Origin of the sequence: Roseateles koreensis (genome assembly GCF_028595305.1) — a bacterium.
Classification (GTDB): Bacteria; Pseudomonadota; Gammaproteobacteria; order Burkholderiales; family Burkholderiaceae_C; genus Paucibacter_A; species Paucibacter_A koreensis.
This window is the reverse complement of the sequence record NZ_JAQQXS010000001.1, coordinates 363,795-383,803: the sequence shown is the minus strand read 5'-3', so window position 1 is coordinate 383,803 and position 20,009 is coordinate 363,795. Positions and strand designations below refer to the sequence as shown.

Annotated in this window: 20 protein-coding genes; 9 read left to right on the top strand and 11 right to left on the bottom strand. The window is 59.1% G+C overall.

What is annotated here, in order from left to right:
- Positions 1-3 precede the first annotated feature (3 nt).
- The 3 genes from ccoN to PRZ01_RS01605 are packed head-to-tail and all read right to left on the bottom strand — an operon-like array spanning position 4 to position 4,007.
- Positions 4-1,452, bottom strand: a complete 1,449-nt coding sequence (gene ccoN / locus PRZ01_RS01615) for a cytochrome-c oxidase, cbb3-type subunit I (RefSeq protein WP_273594994.1) — start codon at positions 1,450-1,452, stop codon at positions 4-6.
- A gap of 54 nt (positions 1,453-1,506) precedes the next feature.
- On the bottom strand, positions 1,507-1,707 hold the full coding sequence (gene ccoS, locus PRZ01_RS01610; RefSeq protein WP_273594993.1) for a cbb3-type cytochrome oxidase assembly protein CcoS: 201 nt from the start codon (positions 1,705-1,707) through the stop codon (positions 1,507-1,509).
- Positions 1,708-1,709: 2 nt separating this feature from the next.
- Positions 1,710-4,007 carry a heavy metal translocating P-type ATPase gene (locus PRZ01_RS01605; protein ID WP_273594992.1) on the bottom strand — a complete coding sequence of 766 codons (2,298 nt, stop codon included), beginning with the start codon at positions 4,005-4,007 and terminating at the stop codon, positions 1,710-1,712.
- A gap of 168 nt (positions 4,008-4,175) precedes the next feature.
- Here PRZ01_RS01605 and PRZ01_RS01600 point away from each other — a divergent pair, with 168 nt between their 5' ends.
- Positions 4,176-4,631: a DUF192 domain-containing protein gene (locus tag PRZ01_RS01600; RefSeq protein WP_273594991.1), complete on the top strand. Its 456-nt coding sequence runs from the start codon at positions 4,176-4,178 to the stop codon at positions 4,629-4,631.
- A 102-nt stretch (positions 4,632-4,733) separates the two neighbouring features.
- On the opposite strand, the gene PRZ01_RS01595 is transcribed toward PRZ01_RS01600, so the two are convergent.
- Together PRZ01_RS01595 and xseA are read right to left on the bottom strand one after the other, a co-directional pair.
- On the bottom strand, positions 4,734-5,315 hold the full coding sequence (locus PRZ01_RS01595) for a superoxide dismutase (RefSeq protein ID WP_273594990.1): 582 nt from the start codon (positions 5,313-5,315) through the stop codon (positions 4,734-4,736).
- Between the two features lie 104 nt (positions 5,316-5,419).
- Positions 5,420-6,724, bottom strand: a complete 1,305-nt coding sequence (xseA, locus tag PRZ01_RS01590; RefSeq protein ID WP_273594989.1) for an exodeoxyribonuclease VII large subunit — start codon at positions 6,722-6,724, stop codon at positions 5,420-5,422.
- A gap of 75 nt (positions 6,725-6,799) precedes the next feature.
- Between xseA and PRZ01_RS01585 the strand changes: the two genes are divergently transcribed.
- The 8 genes from PRZ01_RS01585 to PRZ01_RS01550 all read left to right on the top strand — a co-directional run bounded on the left by PRZ01_RS01585 (position 6,800) and on the right by PRZ01_RS01550 (position 12,154).
- Positions 6,800-7,261 carry a hypothetical protein gene (locus tag PRZ01_RS01585; RefSeq protein WP_273594988.1) on the top strand — a complete coding sequence of 154 codons (462 nt, stop codon included), beginning with the start codon at positions 6,800-6,802 and terminating at the stop codon, positions 7,259-7,261.
- The gene (locus tag PRZ01_RS01580) at positions 7,179-7,796 is read left to right on the top strand and encodes a MotA/TolQ/ExbB proton channel family protein (RefSeq protein ID WP_273594987.1); all 618 of its coding nucleotides are present in this window, start codon (positions 7,179-7,181) and stop codon (positions 7,794-7,796) included. Before PRZ01_RS01585 ends, PRZ01_RS01580 begins: the two co-directional genes overlap by 83 nt.
- A 17-nt stretch (positions 7,797-7,813) precedes the next feature.
- Positions 7,814-8,230, top strand: a complete 417-nt coding sequence (locus PRZ01_RS01575) for an ExbD/TolR family protein (RefSeq protein WP_273594986.1) — start codon at positions 7,814-7,816, stop codon at positions 8,228-8,230.
- Positions 8,230-9,333, top strand: coding sequence for a tetraacyldisaccharide 4'-kinase (lpxK, locus tag PRZ01_RS01570; protein ID WP_273594985.1), 1,104 nt, complete (start codon positions 8,230-8,232; stop codon positions 9,331-9,333). The genes PRZ01_RS01575 and lpxK overlap by 1 nt, the downstream gene beginning before the upstream one ends.
- Positions 9,334-9,356: 23 nt before the next feature.
- The gene (locus PRZ01_RS01565) at positions 9,357-9,560 is read left to right on the top strand and encodes a Trm112 family protein (RefSeq protein ID WP_273594984.1); all 204 of its coding nucleotides are present in this window, start codon (positions 9,357-9,359) and stop codon (positions 9,558-9,560) included.
- A 3-nt stretch (positions 9,561-9,563) separates the two neighbouring features.
- The gene (gene kdsB, locus PRZ01_RS01560; protein ID WP_273594983.1) at positions 9,564-10,313 is read left to right on the top strand and encodes a 3-deoxy-manno-octulosonate cytidylyltransferase; all 750 of its coding nucleotides are present in this window, start codon (positions 9,564-9,566) and stop codon (positions 10,311-10,313) included.
- A gap of 180 nt (positions 10,314-10,493) precedes the next feature.
- On the top strand, positions 10,494-11,147 hold the full coding sequence (adk, locus tag PRZ01_RS01555; protein WP_273594982.1) for an adenylate kinase: 654 nt from the start codon (positions 10,494-10,496) through the stop codon (positions 11,145-11,147).
- A 248-nt stretch (positions 11,148-11,395) separates the two neighbouring features.
- Positions 11,396-12,154, top strand: coding sequence for a 3-hydroxyacyl-CoA dehydrogenase (locus PRZ01_RS01550; RefSeq protein WP_273594981.1), 759 nt, complete (start codon positions 11,396-11,398; stop codon positions 12,152-12,154).
- Between the two features lie 128 nt (positions 12,155-12,282).
- Here PRZ01_RS01550 and PRZ01_RS01545 read toward each other — a convergent pair whose 3' ends face one another.
- The 6 genes from PRZ01_RS01545 to PRZ01_RS01520 all read right to left on the bottom strand — a co-directional run bounded on the left by PRZ01_RS01545 (position 12,283) and on the right by PRZ01_RS01520 (position 19,970).
- On the bottom strand, positions 12,283-13,560 hold the full coding sequence (locus PRZ01_RS01545; protein WP_273594980.1) for a hypothetical protein: 1,278 nt from the start codon (positions 13,558-13,560) through the stop codon (positions 12,283-12,285).
- Positions 13,561-13,776: 216 nt separating this feature from the next.
- Positions 13,777-14,208: an ExbD/TolR family protein gene (locus PRZ01_RS01540; protein WP_273594979.1), complete on the bottom strand. Its 432-nt coding sequence runs from the start codon at positions 14,206-14,208 to the stop codon at positions 13,777-13,779.
- Between the two features lie 21 nt (positions 14,209-14,229).
- Positions 14,230-14,658 carry an ExbD/TolR family protein gene (locus PRZ01_RS01535; RefSeq protein ID WP_273594978.1) on the bottom strand — a complete coding sequence of 143 codons (429 nt, stop codon included), beginning with the start codon at positions 14,656-14,658 and terminating at the stop codon, positions 14,230-14,232.
- 51 nt (positions 14,659-14,709) lie between these two features.
- The gene (locus PRZ01_RS01530; RefSeq protein ID WP_273594977.1) at positions 14,710-15,543 is read right to left on the bottom strand and encodes a MotA/TolQ/ExbB proton channel family protein; all 834 of its coding nucleotides are present in this window, start codon (positions 15,541-15,543) and stop codon (positions 14,710-14,712) included.
- Positions 15,544-15,653: 110 nt separating this feature from the next.
- Entirely contained in the window at positions 15,654-16,301 is a 648-nt protein-coding gene (locus PRZ01_RS01525) for a hypothetical protein (RefSeq protein WP_273594976.1), read from the bottom strand.
- An 807-nt stretch (positions 16,302-17,108) separates the two neighbouring features.
- Positions 17,109-19,970, bottom strand: coding sequence for a TonB-dependent receptor plug domain-containing protein (locus tag PRZ01_RS01520; protein ID WP_273594975.1), 2,862 nt, complete (start codon positions 19,968-19,970; stop codon positions 17,109-17,111).
- Positions 19,971-20,009: the final 39 nt, after the last annotated feature.

Below are 20,009 nucleotides of genomic sequence, written 5' to 3'. Positions count from 1 at the left end.
CGATCAAGCGTGAGCCAGGACAGCGGGAATGCGCACCGGCTCGGCTCGGCCGATCTGCACTGTCTTGATCACGTTCCAGGCCATCACCAGCATGCCGCTGAGGTAAAGCAAGCCACCGATCAGGCGCACAACATAGAAGGGATAGGTCGCCTTGACGCTTTCCACGAAGGTGTAGACCAAGCTGCCGTCCGGATTGACCGCACGCCACATCAAACCTTGCATCACACCGGCAATCCACATCGCGGCGATGTAGAGCACGATGCCCAGGGTCGCGATCCAAAAGTGCAACTCAATGGCGCGCTTAGAGTACATCTCGGTACGGCCAAACATGCGCGGGATCAAGTGGTACAACGAACCCATCGAGATCAAGCCCACCCACCCCAGAGCACCAGAGTGCACGTGACCAATGGTCCAGTCGGTGTAGTGACTCAAGGCGTTGACGGTCTTGATCGACATCATCGGACCTTCAAAGGTCGACATGCCGTAGAAGGACAGTGACACGATCAGGAACTTCAGGATCGGGTCGTCACGCAGCTTGTTCCAGGCACCCGACAGGGTCATGATGCCGTTGATCATGCCACCCCAACTCGGCGCCAGCAGCACCAGCGAGAACACCATGCCCACGCTCTGCGCCCAGTCCGGCAAGGCGGTGTAGTGCAGGTGGTGCGGACCCGCCCACATATAGGTAAAGATCAGCGCCCAGAAGTGGACGATGGACAAACGGTAGCTATAGACCGGGCGACCCGCTTGCTTGGGGATGTAGTAATACATCATGCCCAAGAAACCGGCAGTCAGGAAAAAGCCCACAGCATTGTGACCATACCACCACTGCACCATCGCGTCTTGCACGCCGGCGTAAGCCGAGTAGCTCTTCCACAGGCTGACCGGAATGGCTGCGCTGTTAACGATGTGCAGCAAAGCAACCGCGATGATGAAGGCCCCGAAGAACCAGTTCGCCACGTAGATGTGCTTGACTTTGCGGGTACCCACGGTGCCAAAGAACACCACCGCATAGGCCACCCACACCAGGGTGATCAGGATGTCGATGGGCCATTCCAACTCAGCGTATTCCTTGCCCTGGGTGATACCCAGCGGCAAGGTGATCGCGGCGGCCAGAATCACCAACTGCCAACCCCAGAACGTGAACCAAGCCAGGCCAGGCGCAAACAACCGCGTCTGACCCGTGCGCTGCACCACGTGGAAGGAGGTCGCCATCAACGAGCAACCACCGAACGCGAAAATCACTGCATTGGTGTGCAAGGGTCGCAAGCGACCGTAGCTGAGCCATGGGATTCCCAAATTGAGTTCTGGCCATGTCAGTTGGGAGGCAATAATCACCCCCACCAACATCCCCACAACCCCCCAAAGAACAGCAGCCAGCGCGAAGGCTCGCACCGGTCCATCCTCATAAACGCTTCCGGTGGGCAGCACCGGCGCAGCAGACTTTGCCATATGTTTGGCTCCTTGCAGCTTGACTAACTTATTGAACTTCTAATGACTGACTAGCTAACGTGACGGTCGGGATTCTTGAACTGGGTCAGGTTTTGACACTTGATTTTCATCAACCCCATCCGCATCTTCAAAGATTCGCCCCCCTTCGCGCTCCAAATCGTCCAGTTGGCCGTTGTTTATTGCCCAACCGAATACACCTACGATCATCAGCACCAAGAGAACCGACAGAGGAATCAGCAAATACAAAATATCCATACTCAACCCACCTTCGCAGCCATCGTCGGCTTCGCCAGGCGCTGAGCATTCAAAACAACGAACAAAGAACTGGTGGCCATCCCCAAGCCGGCGGCCCAGGGCGGCAAATAGCCCATCAAGGCCAAGGGGATACACGCCAGGTTATAGACGGCCGACCAGGCCAGGTTTTGACGGATGACACGGCGGGTCCGCAAGGCAAGATCGCGCGCCACCGCCAAGTCCCCCAGGCGCCCGGACAACAACAAGGCATCCGCCGCAGCTCGCGCCAGCATGGCGCCCTGCCCCATCACGAAGCTGGCATCAGCCAAGGCCAGAACGGGCGCGTCGTTGATGCCGTCACCCACCATCAACACGCAGTGCCCCTGGGCCTGCAGTTTCGCGACCGCCACCTTTTTATCGTCAGGCCGCGCGTCACCCTGAAATGAATGCACACCGGCCTGCCTCGCGAGATGACCCACCCGGTCGCCACCGTCACCCGACAACAAGACCGTCGTCAAACCCTGTGCATGCAAACGCTTCAAGGTCTCCTGCGCATCGGCTCGGAGCACTTCGCCGAAACACAAATGCAAGAACCCCGCTGAACCCCCAAAACTGAGTTGCGCACCGCTGTCCTGCACGGCCGCACCGTCTGCCACCCAATCGGGCCGGCCCAAGCGCACCCATCGGCCCTGTGCATCACGCGCCTGAAGGCCCAAGCCGGGCAGTTCTTGAACCTCAGACCAAGCCTCGTCCGCAAAGTCTGCAGCGACGCTGCCCTGCACCAGGGCGCGGGAAAATGGATGCTGAGAATATCGCGCCAAACTGCGCGCGGCGGCCAACATGCGGTCTGCGGACTCAACCTCGTCGGCTACAGGCACGACTGCGGGTTCGGCCCCGTCAATGGACGTCACCCAATGCCGCAAGAGCGCCATGCGGTCTTCAGTCAGGGTTCCAGTCTTGTCCAGCACCACGGTGTCGATGCGGCACAAAGTATCCAATACGTCCAAGCGTACCAGCAACACCCCTCTGCGGGCCAGCGCCCCAGTGGCAGCCAACCAACTGGCTGGTGTCGCCAGCGACAACGCGCAGGGACAGGTCACGATTAGCACGGACACCGCCACCCAAACCGCCCGGTTGGGATCGAAAAAGCTCCACACGGCCGCACCCAAGGCGGCCAATAGCAAGACCACCCACAAGAAATAACTGGCAAACCGATCGGCCAGCAAGGTGGCCGCCGGCCGCTGAGACATGGCCTCCCGCATCAAACGCACGATGGCGTCAAAACGGGTGTCCGCGCCCACGCGCAAGACCCGAATCACCAAGGGTGCATGCAGATTCAAACTGGCCGCAACGACTTCATCACCCTCCGACTTGCGAACCGGCTCCGACTCGCCGCTCAGCAAAGCTTCATTGGCGGTGCTGCTACCACTTTCCACCACGCCATCGGCCGGAAAGGCCTGACCCGCACAGACACGCACGCGGTCACCCACACGCAACCGGACAGGCGCCACCTGAGCGCTGCTGCCGTCCGCCGCCAGGCGCTCCACGGTATCAGGCAAGGCCGAGGCCGCCCTTTCCAACTCCGCCGCTGCACGATGGCGTGCCCGCAACTCAAGATAGCGCCCTGCCAGCAAGAAGGTCACAAACATGGTGAGCGAGTCGAAATAGACCTCCGCCCCAAAGCGCCCATGCGGCTCGAACAAGGCCCCGCTGCTGGCCACAAACGTAACGGCCAGCCCCAGCACCACAGGGACATCCATCCCCATACGGCGCTGCCGCAATTGCTGCCAGGCCCCCGAGAAGAACGGCCCCGCCGAAAAAAGCAGAACCGGCAGCGTCAACACCCAGCAGGCCCATTGGAGCAAACGGGCCAGGTCAGGACTCAAGTCGCCAGGTGCCGCGAAATAGGCTGGGGCCGCCATCATCATGACCTGCATCATCAAGAAGGCCGCCACAAACAAGCGCCACAAGGCCTGGCGTTGCTCCTTCTCACGCAAGACCCGGGCGGGCGCGGCTGCATCGGGTGCCGCCCCATAACCAGCACGTTCAACGCAGGCCAGAATGGCAGCCAAGCTCGTTTGCTGCGGCGCCCAGCGCAGTTTCAAGCGCGCACTGGCGGCATTGACCGTGGCGCCCTGCACCCCAGGCGAGGCCAACAAGGCTCGCTCGATGATGCCTGCGCATGCCGCGCAATGCAGGCCGGAGAGTTGAAACTGGGATTCCGCCACCGACGCCGCAGTAGGCTCCAACTGCGCCTCACCCTGTGGCCCCAGCCAACGCGTGAAGGGACTCAACAGCAGCGGGTCATCCGTTGTAGCCATCGCAGTCATGGAAGCTGGCAGGGTAAAAAGATCGTCATCATGCAGGGTGTATAGCCCAAGACTTAAACCGGCCTAACGCAGCAGGCACGCAGCACCGCCACAGTGGCCTCAGGCAGCATAATCTAGGTGAGCCCCGAGTCAGCCCCCATGATATATATCAAGACAGCCATGCAAAATAAGTTTTTCCGCGTCCTGTGTCTGGCCAGTTGTGGCCTGTGGAGCACACTACCCACATTGGCTCAGGACCAGCCCCAGCACTTGCGGTCAGTGCAACTCACCGCCGGCATGCATTTAATCCAGGCCGAAGTCGCCAGCAGTTTTGAAGAACGGCAGATCGGTTTGATGAACCGGCGCAGCATGCCCGTGGGCGCTGGCATGCTGTTTGTCTTCGAAGAAGCCAACCCCCAGTGCTTCTGGATGAAAAATACCTTGATCCCGCTGTCCATCGCCTTTGTGGCCGACGACGGCACGGTGGTCAATGTGGCCGACATGCAAGCCATGTCGGAGGTATCCCATTGCTCCGGCAAGCCGGTGCGTTATGCGCTGGAAATGAACCAAGGCTGGTTTGCCAAGCGCGGCATCAAACCCGGCTTCAAGATGAGCGGCGGACCCTGGCCCAAATGACGCCGTCGTTGCAGTCTCCATACAAAGAAAAAACCGGCCGAGGCCGGTTTTTTCTTGTTGCAACGCAAGGTCAATGGCTGACGTCAGCGCTCCTGAAAAGCTTCAAGCGAAGTTCGCCTGAGCAAAATCCCAGTTGGCAAGGTTATTGAGGAAGGTCTCTACGAACTTGGGGCGCAGGTTGCGGTAATCGATGTAGTAGGCATGCTCCCACACGTCGATGGTCAGCAGAGCCTTGTCTGCCGTGGTCAGTGGCGTGCCTGCGGCGCCAGTATTGACGATTTCCACCGTGCCATCAGCCTTTTTCACCAGCCAAGTCCAGCCGGAACCAAAGTTGCCGACCGCACTCTTGGTGAAAGCTTCCTTGAAAGCATCGAAACTGCCGAACTTGGCATTGATGGCGTCGGCCAGAGCACCTGTTGGAGCACCACCGCCATTGGGCTTCATGCAATTCCAGAAGAAGGTGTGATTCCAGATCTGGGCGGCATTGTTGTAGATCGGACCGGTCGACTTCTTGACGATCTCTTCGAGCGTCATCGCTTCAAACTCAGTGCCTTTTTGCAGATTGTTCAGATTGACCACGTAGGCGTTGTGGTGCTTGCCGTGGTGAAACTCCAGCGTCTCGACGCTGTAATGCGGGGCCAGGGCGTCCTTGGCATAGGGCAAGGCGGGCAAAAGATGTTCCATGTTTCAACTCCTCGTTCGTTGCAAAAAATTTCGGACAAGCCGGTCTGGCAAGCGGTCGCGCTGGATTGTAGGCAGCTTCCCTGCTACCGTCTCGAATCGCATGGTTAAGCCCCTGCGTGCGTGCCGATAACCTCCAGATCCACCGCACCATCTGCCAAAACAGCATGCACCTGTTGGCCGACCTTCAGTTGAGTGACTGACGTCAAGGCACGCCCCTGCCCATCGTCCAACCAGGCATAGCCACGCGCCAGCACTTGTTTGGGGTCCAGTGCCGCCAACCGCGCCTGCAAGGACTGCAGGCGCTGGTCTTGGGCACGCAAGGCGGCAGGCGCCGCCCGCTCGTGCCGCTGCATCCATGCATCCAAGCCTTGCCGGCGCAGTGCCAGCACCCGAGGCACCACCTGCCCCCATCGCTGGGCCAAGAGGTCGAGCGATCGCCGCTGCCGTGTGATCAAGGCGCTCGGCCGGGACAAGCGCAGCCCGGCCCGGTCCAGGCGTTGATTCATATTGTCCAGGCCCTGCCCCACCCGCCGACTCAAATTCGCCTGCATCACATTGAGCGCATCGAGCAGGGTCTGGCGCGATGGAGCGGCCAATTCCGCCGCAGCGGTCGGGGTAGGCGCCCTCAAATCGGCCGCTAGATCCGCCAGCGTCACATCAGTTTCATGCCCCACACCGCAAATGACCGGTAGCGCGGAGTTTGCGACCGCACGCACAACACGCTCATCGTTGAAGGCCCACAGATCTTCCAGTGAACCGCCGCCACGCACCAGCAGTAACACTTCAATCTGATCCTCGGCAACACGCGCATTGGCCGTCGCCAAGGCCTGAACCAGTGCTGCAGGTGCTTGTTCGCCTTGCACCACGCTGGGATAAACAATGACTTCGACATGGGGCGCCCGCCGGGCCAGCGCCGTCAGCACATCATGCAGGGCCGCGCCCGCGGTGGAGGTGACGACCCCCAGCCGACGAGGGAACACCGGCAAGGCACGTTTGCGCAAGGGGTCAAACAGCCCCTGTGCATCCAGCTTGGCCTTAAGCCTCAGAAATTGTTCATACAAGGCGCCCGCGCCAGCGCGCCGCATGCCCTCTACCACGAATTGCAACTCACCTCGCGGCTCATAGAGCGCCAAGCGTCCACGAACCTCCACCAAAGCACCTTCACCGGGACTGAAATCCAGTAAACCGGCTGCGCGCCGAAACATGGCGCAGCGCAGCATCGCCGTTTGCCCATCGGCATCTTTAAGGCTGAAATAACAATGGCCGCTGGCAGCGCGGGTGAATCCTGAGATTTCGCCGCTCACCGTGCAAACCGCAAAGCGCGCGTTGAGGCTGTCGGTGACCGCCGTCAACAAGGCCGCCACACCCCAAACTCGCCGCAGCGAGGCCCCTTGCCAAGGCTCGCTCATGGCGCAATCCACAGCCAACCGCCTTGCGCCGTGCCCCGTACGTCACAAACACAGGCAGAAACAAGTGCACAGCGATTGGCACAGCAGCCCATGGTCGTTGGCGAGACTGTCATTGAAAATTCACATGCCCATAAATGTTTGTTTTTCAAGTTATTTTTTCCTGCCCAAGATTTAAGCAATTTATTGAAAGCCTTGATTTTTCAAGCGCGTGCGCCCCATTCATGCCACTTGCCCACAAAGTTATCCACAGCAACGGTGGATTGTTTGACGGCCCAACAATGCGCGACATCAAGCCCCCAGCGCCACAAAAAGTTCGACAGGGAAACTCATGATTTGACCTCGGCGGAAAGACCGCCGCTTCAGGCCATAATCGCCCGCAATCATTTGCTTCCCGCGTGTGGCGCCTGCGACGGCATGGTGTCTTTGCGGGTGGATTTTTCGACAGGGGTTGTCTTTGTTTTCAATCATACAAGCCGCAGGCTGGCCGATCTGGCCCCTGCTGATCTGCTCGATCCTGGCCCTCACCTTGATCATTGAACGGCTGTCGACCTTGCGCGCCAGCCGCATCGCCCCCCCCAAGCTGCTGGATGAAGTGCTCAGCATCAGCCAACAATCCTTGCCTGCACCGGAGGTGATTCAACGTCTGGCCGAAAACTCGGCCCTCGGGGAAGTCCTGGCTGCGGGCTTGCGTGCCGTGGCCAACGAGCCTGATCTGAACGACGACAAACTGCGCCAAGTGTTTGAAATTGCCGGGCGACGCGCCATCCACCGAATGGAGCGTTACCTCAACGCCCTGGGCACAATCGCAACGGCCGCCCCCCTGCTCGGCCTGCTGGGTACCGTGGTGGGCATGATTGATATTTTTGGCAGCCAAAGCCCGGGCGGTGGCAACCCCGCCATGCTGGCGCACGGTATTTCCGTGGCGCTGTACAACACCGCGTTTGGCCTCATGGTTGCAATCCCGAGCTTGATGTTCTACCGATACTTCCGCGGTCGCGTCGAAGACTTGGTGATGGAGATGGAACAGTCCAGCGACCGATTGCTGAGCCATCTCAAACGCTTTTTGGCCTGAATGGACGCGTCTTTGTCATGAAATTCAGGCAGCGTCACCGCGAAGAGCCGGAAATCAATCTGATCCCTTTCATCGACGTCTTGTTGGTGGTGTTGATCTTTTTGATGCTCTCCACGACCTACTCAAAATTCACCGAACTGCAGGTGAGTTTGCCCGTGGCCGATGCCGAGAAACTGAAAGAGCGCCCCAAAGAAATCATCGTGGCGGTCTCTGCCGATGGCCGCTACATGGTCAACGCGCAAGCGGTGGATGGGCGCACGGTTGAGCTCCTGAGCGCGGCCTTAGCGCAAGCTGCTGAAGGTAACGCCGACACCGTGATCATCGTGTCAGCCGATGCAACGTCCGCACATCAATCCGTCATCAATGTGATGGACGCTGCGCGCCGGGCCGGGCTCTCTAAACTCACCTTCGCGGCCCAGGCCGGCGCCCATTGATGATGAAAGGCCTGGGGCAAGCCCTTGCCACACGGCTGCAGCAAGAGTGGTGGGACGGGGTAGGCAAGTCATGGCCCTGGTTGTCGATCGCACTGTGGCCGCTCAGCCTGATTTACCGCTTGATTTCAGTCCTGAGGGGTCAGCTGTACCGCCACCATCTCTACCGCACCGAAGCCCTGCCCGTCCCCGTGATCGTGGTGGGCAACTGGATTGTTGGCGGGGCCGGCAAGACCCCCACCACACTGGCGCTGCTCAGCCTGCTGCGTAGCGCGGGGCTTAAAGCGGGCGTCGTCTCCAGAGGCTACGGGCGCAACAGCGACGTGGTAACGGTGCTGTCCAAGTCCTCGCAGGTCCGCGAGGTGGGCGATGAGCCCTTGCTGATCCATTTGCGCACGGGTGCCCCGGTGGCGGTGGGCCGCGACCGCGTGGCCGCGGCCCGCGCACTGCTGCAAGCGCATCCCGAGTTGCAGGTGCTGGTCAGCGACGACGGTTTGCAACACCTTCGCATGCCACGCGCACTGTCGATCGTAGTATTTGACGAGCGGGGCATTGGCAACGGACGCGTACTCCCGTCGGGCCCGCTGCGGCAAGCCTTTCGCAAGCACGTGGCGCCGACGGAGCTGGTGCTCTACAACGCGGCGCTGCCGACGACGCCCCTACCCGGTTTCACCGCAAAGCGAGGCTTTGGCGGCGCTGTCAGCCTGGATGGCTGGTGGCAAGGCGAAGCCGCACAGGTAGCCACCTTGCAGCTCATACGGCAGGCAGCTGCTGCATCGGCTTCCACGCGGCCCGGCCCACAGGTTTGGGCCGCCGCCGGTATGGCTCACCCACAACGCTTCTTCGACATGCTCAGCGCGCTGGGCTTGGCCTTTACGCCATTGCCTCTGCCCGACCATTTCAACTTTGCCGAATTGCCCTGGCAAATGGACGCAGCCCATGTGTTGGTGACAGAAAAAGACGCCGTGAAGCTCGACCCGCGGCGTTGTGCGCAGGAGCGTCCCCACACCCAAGTCTGGGTGATCACGCTAGACTTCTGCCCCGAACCCGCTTTTGATCTGGCAGTGCGAGCGCAGCTGTGCAGCCTCGGCCTGATCGCCGTTTGATTTGACAAGACACTGGACCCGCGATGGATACCCGCCTGATTGAAATTTTGGTCTGCCCCCTGTGCAAAGGCCCGCTACACGACCTGCGCGGTCACCAGGGCCCTCAGAGCCGGGAATTGCTGTGCCGGGCTGACCGCCTTGCCTTCCCTGTGCGGGATGGTATTCCGGTCATGCTCGCAGTCGAAGCTCGCAGCTACGACCCTGAAACCGAAGACAGCAAGAGCTGAGCCATGAGTTTCAGCGTGATCGTGCCGGCTCGGCTAGCGTCCACCCGCCTGCCCAACAAGCCGCTGGCCGACATCAAGGGGCTTCCCATGATCGTTCGTGTGGCGCAGCGGGCGGCGCTCTCGCAAGCGCGCCAAGTGGTGGTCGCAACAGACGCCCCCACCGTTCTTGACGCCTGCCGACAACACGGCGTCAACGCCATCCTGACCCGCGCCGACCACGTATCCGGCAGCGACCGCCTCGCCGAGGCCTGCGAGTTGCTGGGCCTTGACGGTCAAGAAGTGGTGGTCAATGTGCAGGGCGACGAACCCTTGATTGCACCTGCCATGATCAATGAATGTGCCGCCAAATTGCGCGCCAGCCCTGGCTGCGTGATGAGTACCGTCGCTCACGAGTTGGACAGCAACGATCACGGCGCGGCGGAGTTTGCCAATCCGAATGTGGTCAAACTGGTGACCGACAAAAACGGCATTGCCCTGTATTTTTCGCGCGCCCCGATCCCGTGGTGGCGTGACGGCCAAGGCCAGCCGCAAGCCGGATCGGCGCTGCGGCATGTGGGCTTGTACGCCTACCACGCCGGATTTTTGCGGCGCTTCCCGCAACTGGAAGTCAGCCCGCTGGAGCAGATTGAATCACTGGAGCAGCTTCGCGTACTCTGGCACGGTGAGCGCATTGCCGTTCACATCAGCCCTGAGCGCCCCGGCCCCGGTGTGGACACCCCCGCCGACCTGGAACGCGTTCGCAGCCTTTTTTGAGGCGTAAACAGACCCAAAAGCCGTGGGCAAACGCCATTTTGCCCCAGCCGTCAGCCAGTTGTAGGGTGCCTCATGGTATCCTCGCCCGCAGTTGTCAAGGGCGCTTCCCAGGTACGATTTTGGCTCCAAACCAGCTGAAAACCTGCGGAATCGCCTTTTTATAAAGCATTAAGGAGACCCATGCGACTGATTCTTCTGGGCGCCCCCGGCGCCGGCAAAGGCACTCAAGCGGCCTTTATTTGCCAAAAATTCGGCATCCCTCAGATTTCAACCGGGGATATGCTTCGCGCTGCCGTCAAAGCCGGCACTGAAATGGGTCTTGCAGCCAAGAAGGTGATGGACGCAGGCGGCTTGGTCAGCGACGACATCATCATCGGTCTGGTCAAGGAACGTATTGCTCAGCCAGACTGCGCCAAAGGCTTTCTGTTCGACGGTTTTCCCCGCACGATCCCTCAAGCCGACGCCATGAAGGCCGCTGGCGTGAAGCTGGATCTCGTGCTGGAAATCGACGTCCCCGACAGCGCCATCATTGAGCGCATGAGCGGCCGCCGTGTGCACGTCGCTTCGGGTCGCACCTACCATGTCAAGTTCAATCCCCCCAAGGTTGACGGCCTAGATGACGCCACGGGCGAAGCCCTGGTGCAACGCGAAGACGACAAAGAAGAAACCGTGCGCAAGCGCCTGGATGTCTATCATTCGCAAACCCGCCCTCTGGTTGACTACTACTCCACCTGGGCCGCCACGGGTGACGCCGCAGCCCCTCGCTATCGCCGTATCGAAGGTGTCGGCTCGGTGGACGACATCACCAAGCGCGCCTTGACCGCATTGAACTGAGTGGGTCACCGGCGGGCTGTGCCTGGGTCAACGCATGAAACGCGCGATTCACTCACAGCCCCGGTTTTGTCAGGCGGACGCTACGGACTCACAACGCTGTACTGCCAGCAGGAAATTGATCAGGTCGCTTCGAGCGGCCTCTTTTCAATGGTCTACTTGACGTTTACGTTAACGTCAAGTAGAGGTACTGACTTTTCGCGCCCTATCCTTCTTTACTCACATCGGCTCAGCAAGCCCAAGGAGATCACATGGAAATCGCAGGCAAGGTATTTATCGTCACCGGCGGCGCCTCCGGTTTGGGCGAAGGCACCGCACGCATGCTCACCGCCCAAGGGGCCACGGTCGTCATTGCCGACTTGCAAGTTGAGCGTGGCGAAGCTGTCGCCAAAGAATTGGGCGGCGCCTTCGTGAAGGCCGATGTCAGCCAGGAAGCCGATGGCCAGGCCGTGGTCGCCAAGGCCGTCAGCCTCGGCAAGTTGATGGGCTTGGTTAACTGCGCCGGGATTGCCCCTGCCGTGAAAACTGTGGGCAAAGAGGGCGCCCACCCGCTGGCGCTATTTTCCAAAGTGATCACCGTCAACCTGATCGGCAGCTTCAACATGATTCGACTGGCAGCCGAAGCCATGTCCAAAAATGCGCCTGAATCAACGGGGGAACGAGGTGTGTTGATTTCCACCGCGTCTGTGGCCGCCTACGACGGCCAGATCGGCCAAGCTGCCTACAGCGCCTCCAAGGGTGGCGTGGTTGGCATGACCCTCCCAATTGCCCGCGATTTGGCGCGCAACGGCATTCGCAACATGACCATCGCGCCTGGCATTTTTGGCACGCCGATGTTGTTCGGCATGCCGCAAGAAGTACAGGATGCGCTGGCGGCAAATGTGCCCTTCCCTTCGCGCCTGGGTACACCCACGGATTACGCCAAACTGGTTCACCAGATCATCACCAACGAGATGCTCAATGGCGAGGTCATTCGACTCGACGGCGCCATTCGCCTGGCGCCCAAGTGATACAAAAGAGCTGACTTCAGCGCGCTCCAATCACTACAAAGCAAAAGGGCCAGGAGAGCGATCTCCTGGCCCTTTTTGACGGGGAAAACACCCGCTAAACGGGCGTCTCACCGACATGCGATCAACGCTTAGCGCTTTGCACCGCGAGTTTGAATGACCCACAGGCGTGCCAATTCAGCCGAACCGTCAGTGCCCTTGACACTGCGCCAAGTCGCCGCGGCCTTGGTGCTGTCACCGGCCATGGATTGCGCCATGCCAAGGTAGAGCTTGGCGTCTTCAGGACGCTTCAGACTGCCCTTCTCGATGCCATCGGCAATGATCTTGGCACCCTTGGCCGCTTCGCCACGGAATGCATAGGCCAAACCCAGAGACACTTGTGCATTGCCATCCTTGGCCTCACTGGCCGCACGCTCAGTTTCGGTCAAAGTGGCCTTGCCGTCGGTGATGCGCTTATTCAGCAAGTCCAACAAACGCTTGTGACGAGCACCTTCGGCACCCTGACCCAGAATACCTGCGGCCATGCCCTTTTCAACAACCAATTTACCTTCTTCAGGATAGCCTGCCTGGGCTGACAACTGGGCCATTTCGAAGTAGTCGTTGGCATCTTTGAGGTTGCCAGTCGCCAACTTGAGACGCAAGATATCTAGGTTGAAACGGTCGGAGAAGCCCTTCTTCGATTGCAGCCCACCCAACACCTGCGCCCACAATTCTTTGCGGGGGTAGTAGTTCAGCAACCGCTCAACGGCAAACCCTTCAGCAGCGCTATCGCCCTTTTTGAGGGCGGCGCTGAGCAACAGGTTCAGCTTGTCCATCGAGGGCGTACGTCCGGCTTTTTCGTCAGCCGTGATTTCGTCCTGTGTATCCTTGATGATCGAGCCCATATCACCCGACTGGAACTGTGCGCTGGTCAACACCTGCTTCATGGACGCGCTGGTGCCACCTTCCTTGAAATAACGCTGCGCCCATGACAGCGCCTTAGCGTTGTCGCGGTTGCGCAGATAAGTGCCGGCAATCGACTCCATCATCTTCAACTGGTCCGCAGTGCCCAGTTTGCCGCTGGCTTTCATCGCTTCGAAGCCCTTGACCATGGCGTCAGCATCGCCGGCGCCTGAAGCGGCTGCAACGCGAGTGGCTTCGATGTAATAGTTTTCAGTGCCATTGCGGCCGCTCACGCCTTCGGCCTCATGCACCTTGCTCAGGGCTTCCTTGTACTTACCGGCCTTGATCAGGCCGCCAGCGTCTTTCAGGATCTTGCCAACTTCGGGGCGCACACCTTCGGACTGAGCCTGGGCTTGAGCGAATCCAAACTGGCCTTGCGGCGTGGCGTTGAATCCAAAGGCTGCAACACCCAGTGCAATCGTGGCCAGAGTCTTGAGCTTCAAGGCCTTGTTCGTCGCTTTCGTCATTGCTTCGTTCCTCGCATTTACTTTGTCGGGCGGCTGCTCTTGAAGCAGAGCTGTGAACCACCGATTTTCCCAGTCATCCGCGTCGAACCCCAGGGGCCACGCGTTGACGCAATCATTGCATAAAGACCAAAAAAAACGCGCCGCCCTCGCGGGAAGCGCGCTCTTGTCTGCGCATCAAAACCTCAATGCCCAATCGAGTTTGACCAATCGGGCTGATTACTTGACGTACTGCTCGTTGCCGACCATGCCCATCTTCTTCACGCCAAGGCGTTGAGCAGAGGCCATCACCGCAGCAACATAACCATAGTCCACCAGCTTGTTGGGCTTGATATGGACCTCGGGCTGATCGGCCTCGCCAACCACTTCAGTCAGCTTGGTGGTCACGGCAGCCATATCTGGCAGTGCCACGCCGTCCCAGCTCACCGTGCCGTCGAAGTCGATATAGACCTCATGCACCACGGGTTCTTTCAGCGGCTGCTGATTGCTCGGTGGCGGCATGTCCAGATTCACGCTGTGCAGCTGAATTGGAATGGTGATGATCAACATCACGATCAGGACCAACATCACGTCGATCAAGGGCGTGGTATTGACGTCCATCATCACTTCCGGCTCATCGCTGCCGGACGAGCTGCCTACATTCATTCCCATGCTTTAGCTCCTGGCTTCTTCTCAACCGCCCTTGGCGGGAGGTTCGGTGACGAAGCTGACCTTCATGATGCCGGCCCGCTGGCACGCATAAACCACGCGACCAACTGACTCGTAACGCGATTTGTCGTCGCCACGAACATGGACTTCAGGCTGCGGATTCAAAACCGCCACCTTGCCCAGACGTTTGACGAGGTCGTCCGTGTCATTCACCAGGGTTGTGCCCCAGTAAATGTCACCTTCTTTGGACACCGAGATTTCAATGTTTTCCGGTTTGGTCACCCGAACGACGTTGGTCTCCTTGGGGAGATTCAACTTCACCGAATTGATAACCGCCGGGATGGTGAGGAGGAAGATGATCAAGAGCACCAACATCACGTCCACGAGGGGCGTGGTGTTGATGGTCGAAACCACTTCGTCGTCGCCGGAAGAGGATCCGACATTCATTGCCATGGTGGCTTCTCCGGGATTTCTGCTGTTAAGTTGCTCTGGCTAAGCCTGGGCTTAGCGCTTTGCAACTTGACGGTTGCCCATCAGCACGCCGTGCAGGTCACCAGCGAAAGCACGCACTTGGCCCATCACCGACTTGTTGCGGTTCACCAGCCAGTTGTAGCCCAACACGGCAGGCACAGCCACGGCCAGACCGATGGCGGTCATGATCAGGGCTTCACCCACAGGGCCTGCGACCTTGTCGATAGAAGCTTGGCCGGCAACGCCAATGGCGGTCAGCGCTTGCAAAATGCCCCACACCGTGCCGAACAGGCCGATGAACGGCGAAGTCGAACCCACGGTCGCCAGGAAACCCAGGCCGGTTTGCACACGAGCTTGCACGTCGGCCACGGAGCGGTCGATGTTCATCGTGACCCAGCTGCTGTGGTCGATGTTTTCGGTCAGCGCGCCTTCATGGTGCTCCGAGGCTTCGATAGCAGAACCAGCGATGTAGCGGAACGCGCTGCCTTCGCTCAGCGTCTTGACGCCATCGGCCAAGCTGGCCTTCTTGAAGAATGTGGCGCGCACGTCCTTGGCTTCCTTGGCCAGCTTGGTGGTGTCCCACAGCTTGGTGATCAGGATGTACCAGCTGCCCATGGACATGATCAGCAACAGGCCCAGAACGCCCTTGGACACCATGTCGCCGTGATCCAGCATGGCCATCAGGCCGTAGGGGTTGTCAACCTTGTGAGCAGCAGGTGCAGCAGCTTCGGCAACAGGAGCAGCAGGCGTCTCAACAGCAGCCGACGCAGCGTCAGCTGGCTTTTGTTCTTGAGCTTGGGCGGGCGAGAAGCCCATGGTCGCGGCGAAGGCGATAGCGGCGATCAGGCCGGAAATACGAGAGAACATGAAGTCAACTCCTACGGAAGAAATCTGAAACTGGTTTGAAAGAAAAGGGTCGGGTTGTGCCTGACCCTTTGTGGGGGCTGATTGATTCTTGAACTGTGCCGACGACAGAATCAGTCCGTCTGACGGAATTGGAACTCTTGCTCGATCACCACATCGCCCGGGCACTCATAGGTGTCACGCAACGTGGATTCGATGGCCGAGACCAGTGCGCGTTGTGCCTTGCGGTCCACACCGGCACGCAGGCTGGTGATTTCCACAGACACCACACGACCTGACTTGACCACTGCTACGGCCTTGAACAGCGCGTCGCCGCTCAAGTTGACCGAAGGCATTTCAGGCTTGCCCATCTTGGTACACACAGCACCTGCGCGCTGGGGCCCGACCCGCGGCGCCGGTGGCGGTGCTGCAACGGCAGGTGCCGGTGCAGCTTTTGCCACTTGCTGAGGCGGCGCCACTTGCGTGGACTGGATGGCAGGCGCATTCACCGGCGGCGGTGCAGTCACCTGAAACTCAGGCGGCGGCACGAACGGTGGTGGCGGTGCCTTCAGATCCGGCGGCGGTGGCACAACCTTTTCAGGCGGCGGCGGCGGCTTGACCTTTTCTTCGATGACCTTGGTCTCAATCGGACCCTTCACCATTTCCACAGCCTTGCGGGCCAGGCCGCTGGCCAAAGCCCACGCAATAAACACGTGAATCAGCACAACGACGCCGATACCCGTGTAGCGCGAGGCGCCGTTCTTCTCCTGCGCAAAGTTCATGCGCGCTCCTTCATTTGACTGCGAAATACTTTCATCAACACGCTCGGGGGGAAGGAATCAACTCAAAACGCAACAACCCAAACGGCTCGAAACTTTAACTCAGCGCTCATCAAACACGCGCTTGGAGCAAAGCAACCGGTGGCGTCAACAGCGTATGACCAGAGAAGGTGCGGACCTTCATCTGGGACCACCCTCCACTTCGCGCTTGGCGCTGGAGCGACGGCCGCTGCCTGCAGCATGGACACAAATACTCAAAACCCGGGTTCAACTAGAGAGCCCAATCTAACCAACTGTTCGCACACTTTCGCAGCGAACTCCGCTTCGGATGCACTTGCAATCCGCCAGCACATGCTGCAATCGAATTTTGCGGTGCCGCATCATAAGCGAGAACGAAATTGCCTCGATCATGGGGCTTTCCCGCAGCTTACAAGCGACACAGCACGAGACAAGAACCCAACATTCGCAGGGTCTCCGCCTCGTGCTGACAAGTGGTATTTTACTGGTGCAGGGGCAGGAAAAAAGACCCATAAGCTCAGTAGTAACCCCTAACGCCCAAAATCTCCGGGAAAAAGTTACCAGACCGTTCCAGCCGCCTGCGCCGTGGAAAATCTCGCACGGCAGCCAGGTCAAGACTTGGCACCTCTGGGTGCACCGGCATGGGGGTGAGAAGATCCGATCTCGAAAAACACAGCGATGCAGGGCGAGAAAATTGATCTCCGGTGTAACTCAAATGACGGTCACCCGGCTTCTCCGCCCCCAAAAAAAAGACCGCCCCAGGCGGTCTTTTTGTCCAATCAAGCTTGACGATCAGAACTTGTAGGATGCGTTTGCGAAAATCGTACGGCCGCGGGGGTCGTAGTAGCGACCATCCCAACCCACTTCCTGGCCACGGCTGGTTCCAGCCTGGCTGAACACAAACGGTGGGTTGCGATCGAACAGGTTCAGCACGCCACCAGTCAAGGAGAACGACTTGTTCACGGCGTAGGTCGATGTCAGGTCCAAAGTGTAGAACCATGGCACCGGCTGGCGATAGCCAGAACGGGTCGTACCGATGTTTGGACCGGACTTCACGGCCGCATCGACTGCCGAGTCGTTGTAACCCGATTTGAAGTTGACAGTCGCCGTATTGCTCCAATCACCCAAGTCGAAGGTATTGATCCATCGGCCTTGCCAACGGAAGGAGACCGAACCCGTCTGATCCTTGTTCTCGATGTCCGACAGATAAGCGCCGCCGACCTCTTGTTGAGCCTTGGAGACCAGCAGATAGGTCGCGTTCAGGTTGGAGGTCAACTTGCCACCCGCGAGCTTGAAACGGCCGCGCAGGCTGAAGTCAATACCCGAAGTGATGGATTTACCCAGATTTTCATTCGGGAAAATAACGGCCAGCAACTTCTTGCCAGTCAGCGGATCCACGAAGTCCGTGAAATTGCTCGCGTACTTGTTAGGGTCCGCAAACACAACCTGCTCTGTCTTCGAGCCAATCGAGTCGCTGATGTACACAGCCCAATAGTCAGCACCGAACGAGTAGTCGGCAGTCGGCTCCCACAATGCACCAAAGGTGAATTGATGTGACGTTTCCGGCTTCAGGTTCTTGTAACCCATTGCGTACTGCTGGAACTGCGCGCCGTCGTCGCACAGCAGGCCCTTGGCTGTTGCCAAAGCTTGCAGCGCGGTCGCTGCAGCAGAACCATCCGTGCACGAATATGCTCCTGCCGTCACGCCGTAGTTTTGCTTGGGCGCATTAACTTGAGCAATGGATGGTGCCAGATAGCCGGTACCAACCGAACCACGCACCAGCAATTCCTTGACCGGCTGATAACGCACCGCCAGCTTGCCATTGGTGGTATTGCCAAAGTCACTGGTGTGATCGAACCGACCCGAGGCAGTCACTTCCAAGGACTTGGTGAAGGGCATCACCAATTCGGAGAACACACCTTGGGTATCGCGCGTTGCGTTGTATGCCGGCGTAATGCCAGAGTCGCCAAAACGCTGGTCAATCGCCGTGCCCACGCAAGGCAAGCCGCTGGCCGCGCAAGGCTGGTTGTTGGCGTCGGTCTTGTAAGTCACACGGCCGGCCAGGACATCACCGGGGCGAGAGTCCAGCTTTTCACGCTGCAAAGAAAAGCCCAGGCCGATCTGCATGGTGCCGCCGTCCAACTTACCCAGATCATGGGAAGCCTGTCCGTTGAGCGATTGCAGTGTGGACTTGCCACCATTCCAGTAGCCACTCAGCTTCGCGCCGTCAATGGCCTTCTGACCTGCGGCACTCTGGGCACCAAACGGCAAGAAGGGATTGAACTCGGTGAAGGTCGCCGCAGCAACGCCGCTCACGCTGGCATAGCCGCCGCCGAAGGTATCTTTCACCGTGTTTTCAGAATGGGTGAACGACGTGCTGTAGTCCCATCCCGAGAAGCTGCCTTCCACACCCGTTACAAAGTGAGTCAGGTCGATTTCATTGACGTTGGTCCGCTTGCCCAACTCTGTGAAGCGAAGGTTGGCATCCATAGTCGTCGGGTCGAATGCATGCGCAGCATCCACACCCGCGGTACCGATGGGGAAGTAGCCCTTTGATGCTGCCAATGCAATCGCGGTGTTGTATGCCGCTGAACCCACTTGAACCGGCAATTCACCAGGAGGGGGGGCAATGCGCGAGGTGCTCTTTGTATGGCTGACCAGCAACTCTGTCGACCACTTGATATCGTCGCCAAGTTTCTTGTCGAAGGTCACATAGCCGTTGGTACGCTCCCGATCAGGGTAAATTTCCAACTGGCTGGTGAAATCATAACGGCAAGAATTGCCCGACTTCACATGGTAGGCTGGGCACGCGCCGGTAGCAGCCAAGGTCGGGTTGATACGCGTCAGTTGATTGCCATCCGCATCGTACAAATTCAAGTTCGCCGGCACCGACCGCTTAGATGTCGCGTTGGCCGTAGGAACACCGAGGAGAATTCCGTCGGAGTCTGTATGCGTCACCAGACCGGTTTTCGCGAAATCGCGCTGCGTCGCAGCCAAGGTACCGCGCTTGTCGTAACTCAGTGCCACATTGACATTGAAGCCGTCTGCCTCGAAATTGCCAAAGCCCTTGGTCAGGCTGATGCGCTTTTCTTCTGCGCCGGCATGGGTCGGCAACGAAACGCCAGCATTGATCGTGCCTTCGGTCGAATTCCTCACGGTAATGAAGTTGACCACGCCGGCAACGGCGTCAGCACCGTACAACGCCGAGGCGCCGTCGGTCAGAATTTCCACGCGCTCGATCGCAGAAATCGGCAGCGTATTCAAGTCAATCGCGTTCAGGCTACCGGTAACGGTTTGACCACCGAACTTCGAAATGCGGTGACCGTTCAGCAGCACCAACGTCCGGGTTTCACCGATGTTGTGGATAGAGATGCCGGCGAAGCCGAAAGTCTCGCCACCGACTGCACTGCCTTCATTGGTCGAATTCTGCATAGCTGGCAGCTTTTGCAGCAGATCGGTCACGTTGGTCGCGCCAGTGCGCGCAATGTCACTCTTCTTGAGCACCGTGATCGGCAAAGCCGTTTCAGACTCAATGCGTTTGACGGAAGAGCCCGTGACCTCAACCCGTTCCAGAGTCGTTTGAGCCGAGACCAACGTTGTGACACCACTCAGTGCAAGCAAGACGCCTGCGACTACCGGGGTTTTTTTGAACATGAATACTCCTAAGGGAAATTTGCTGTCGATTGACACACT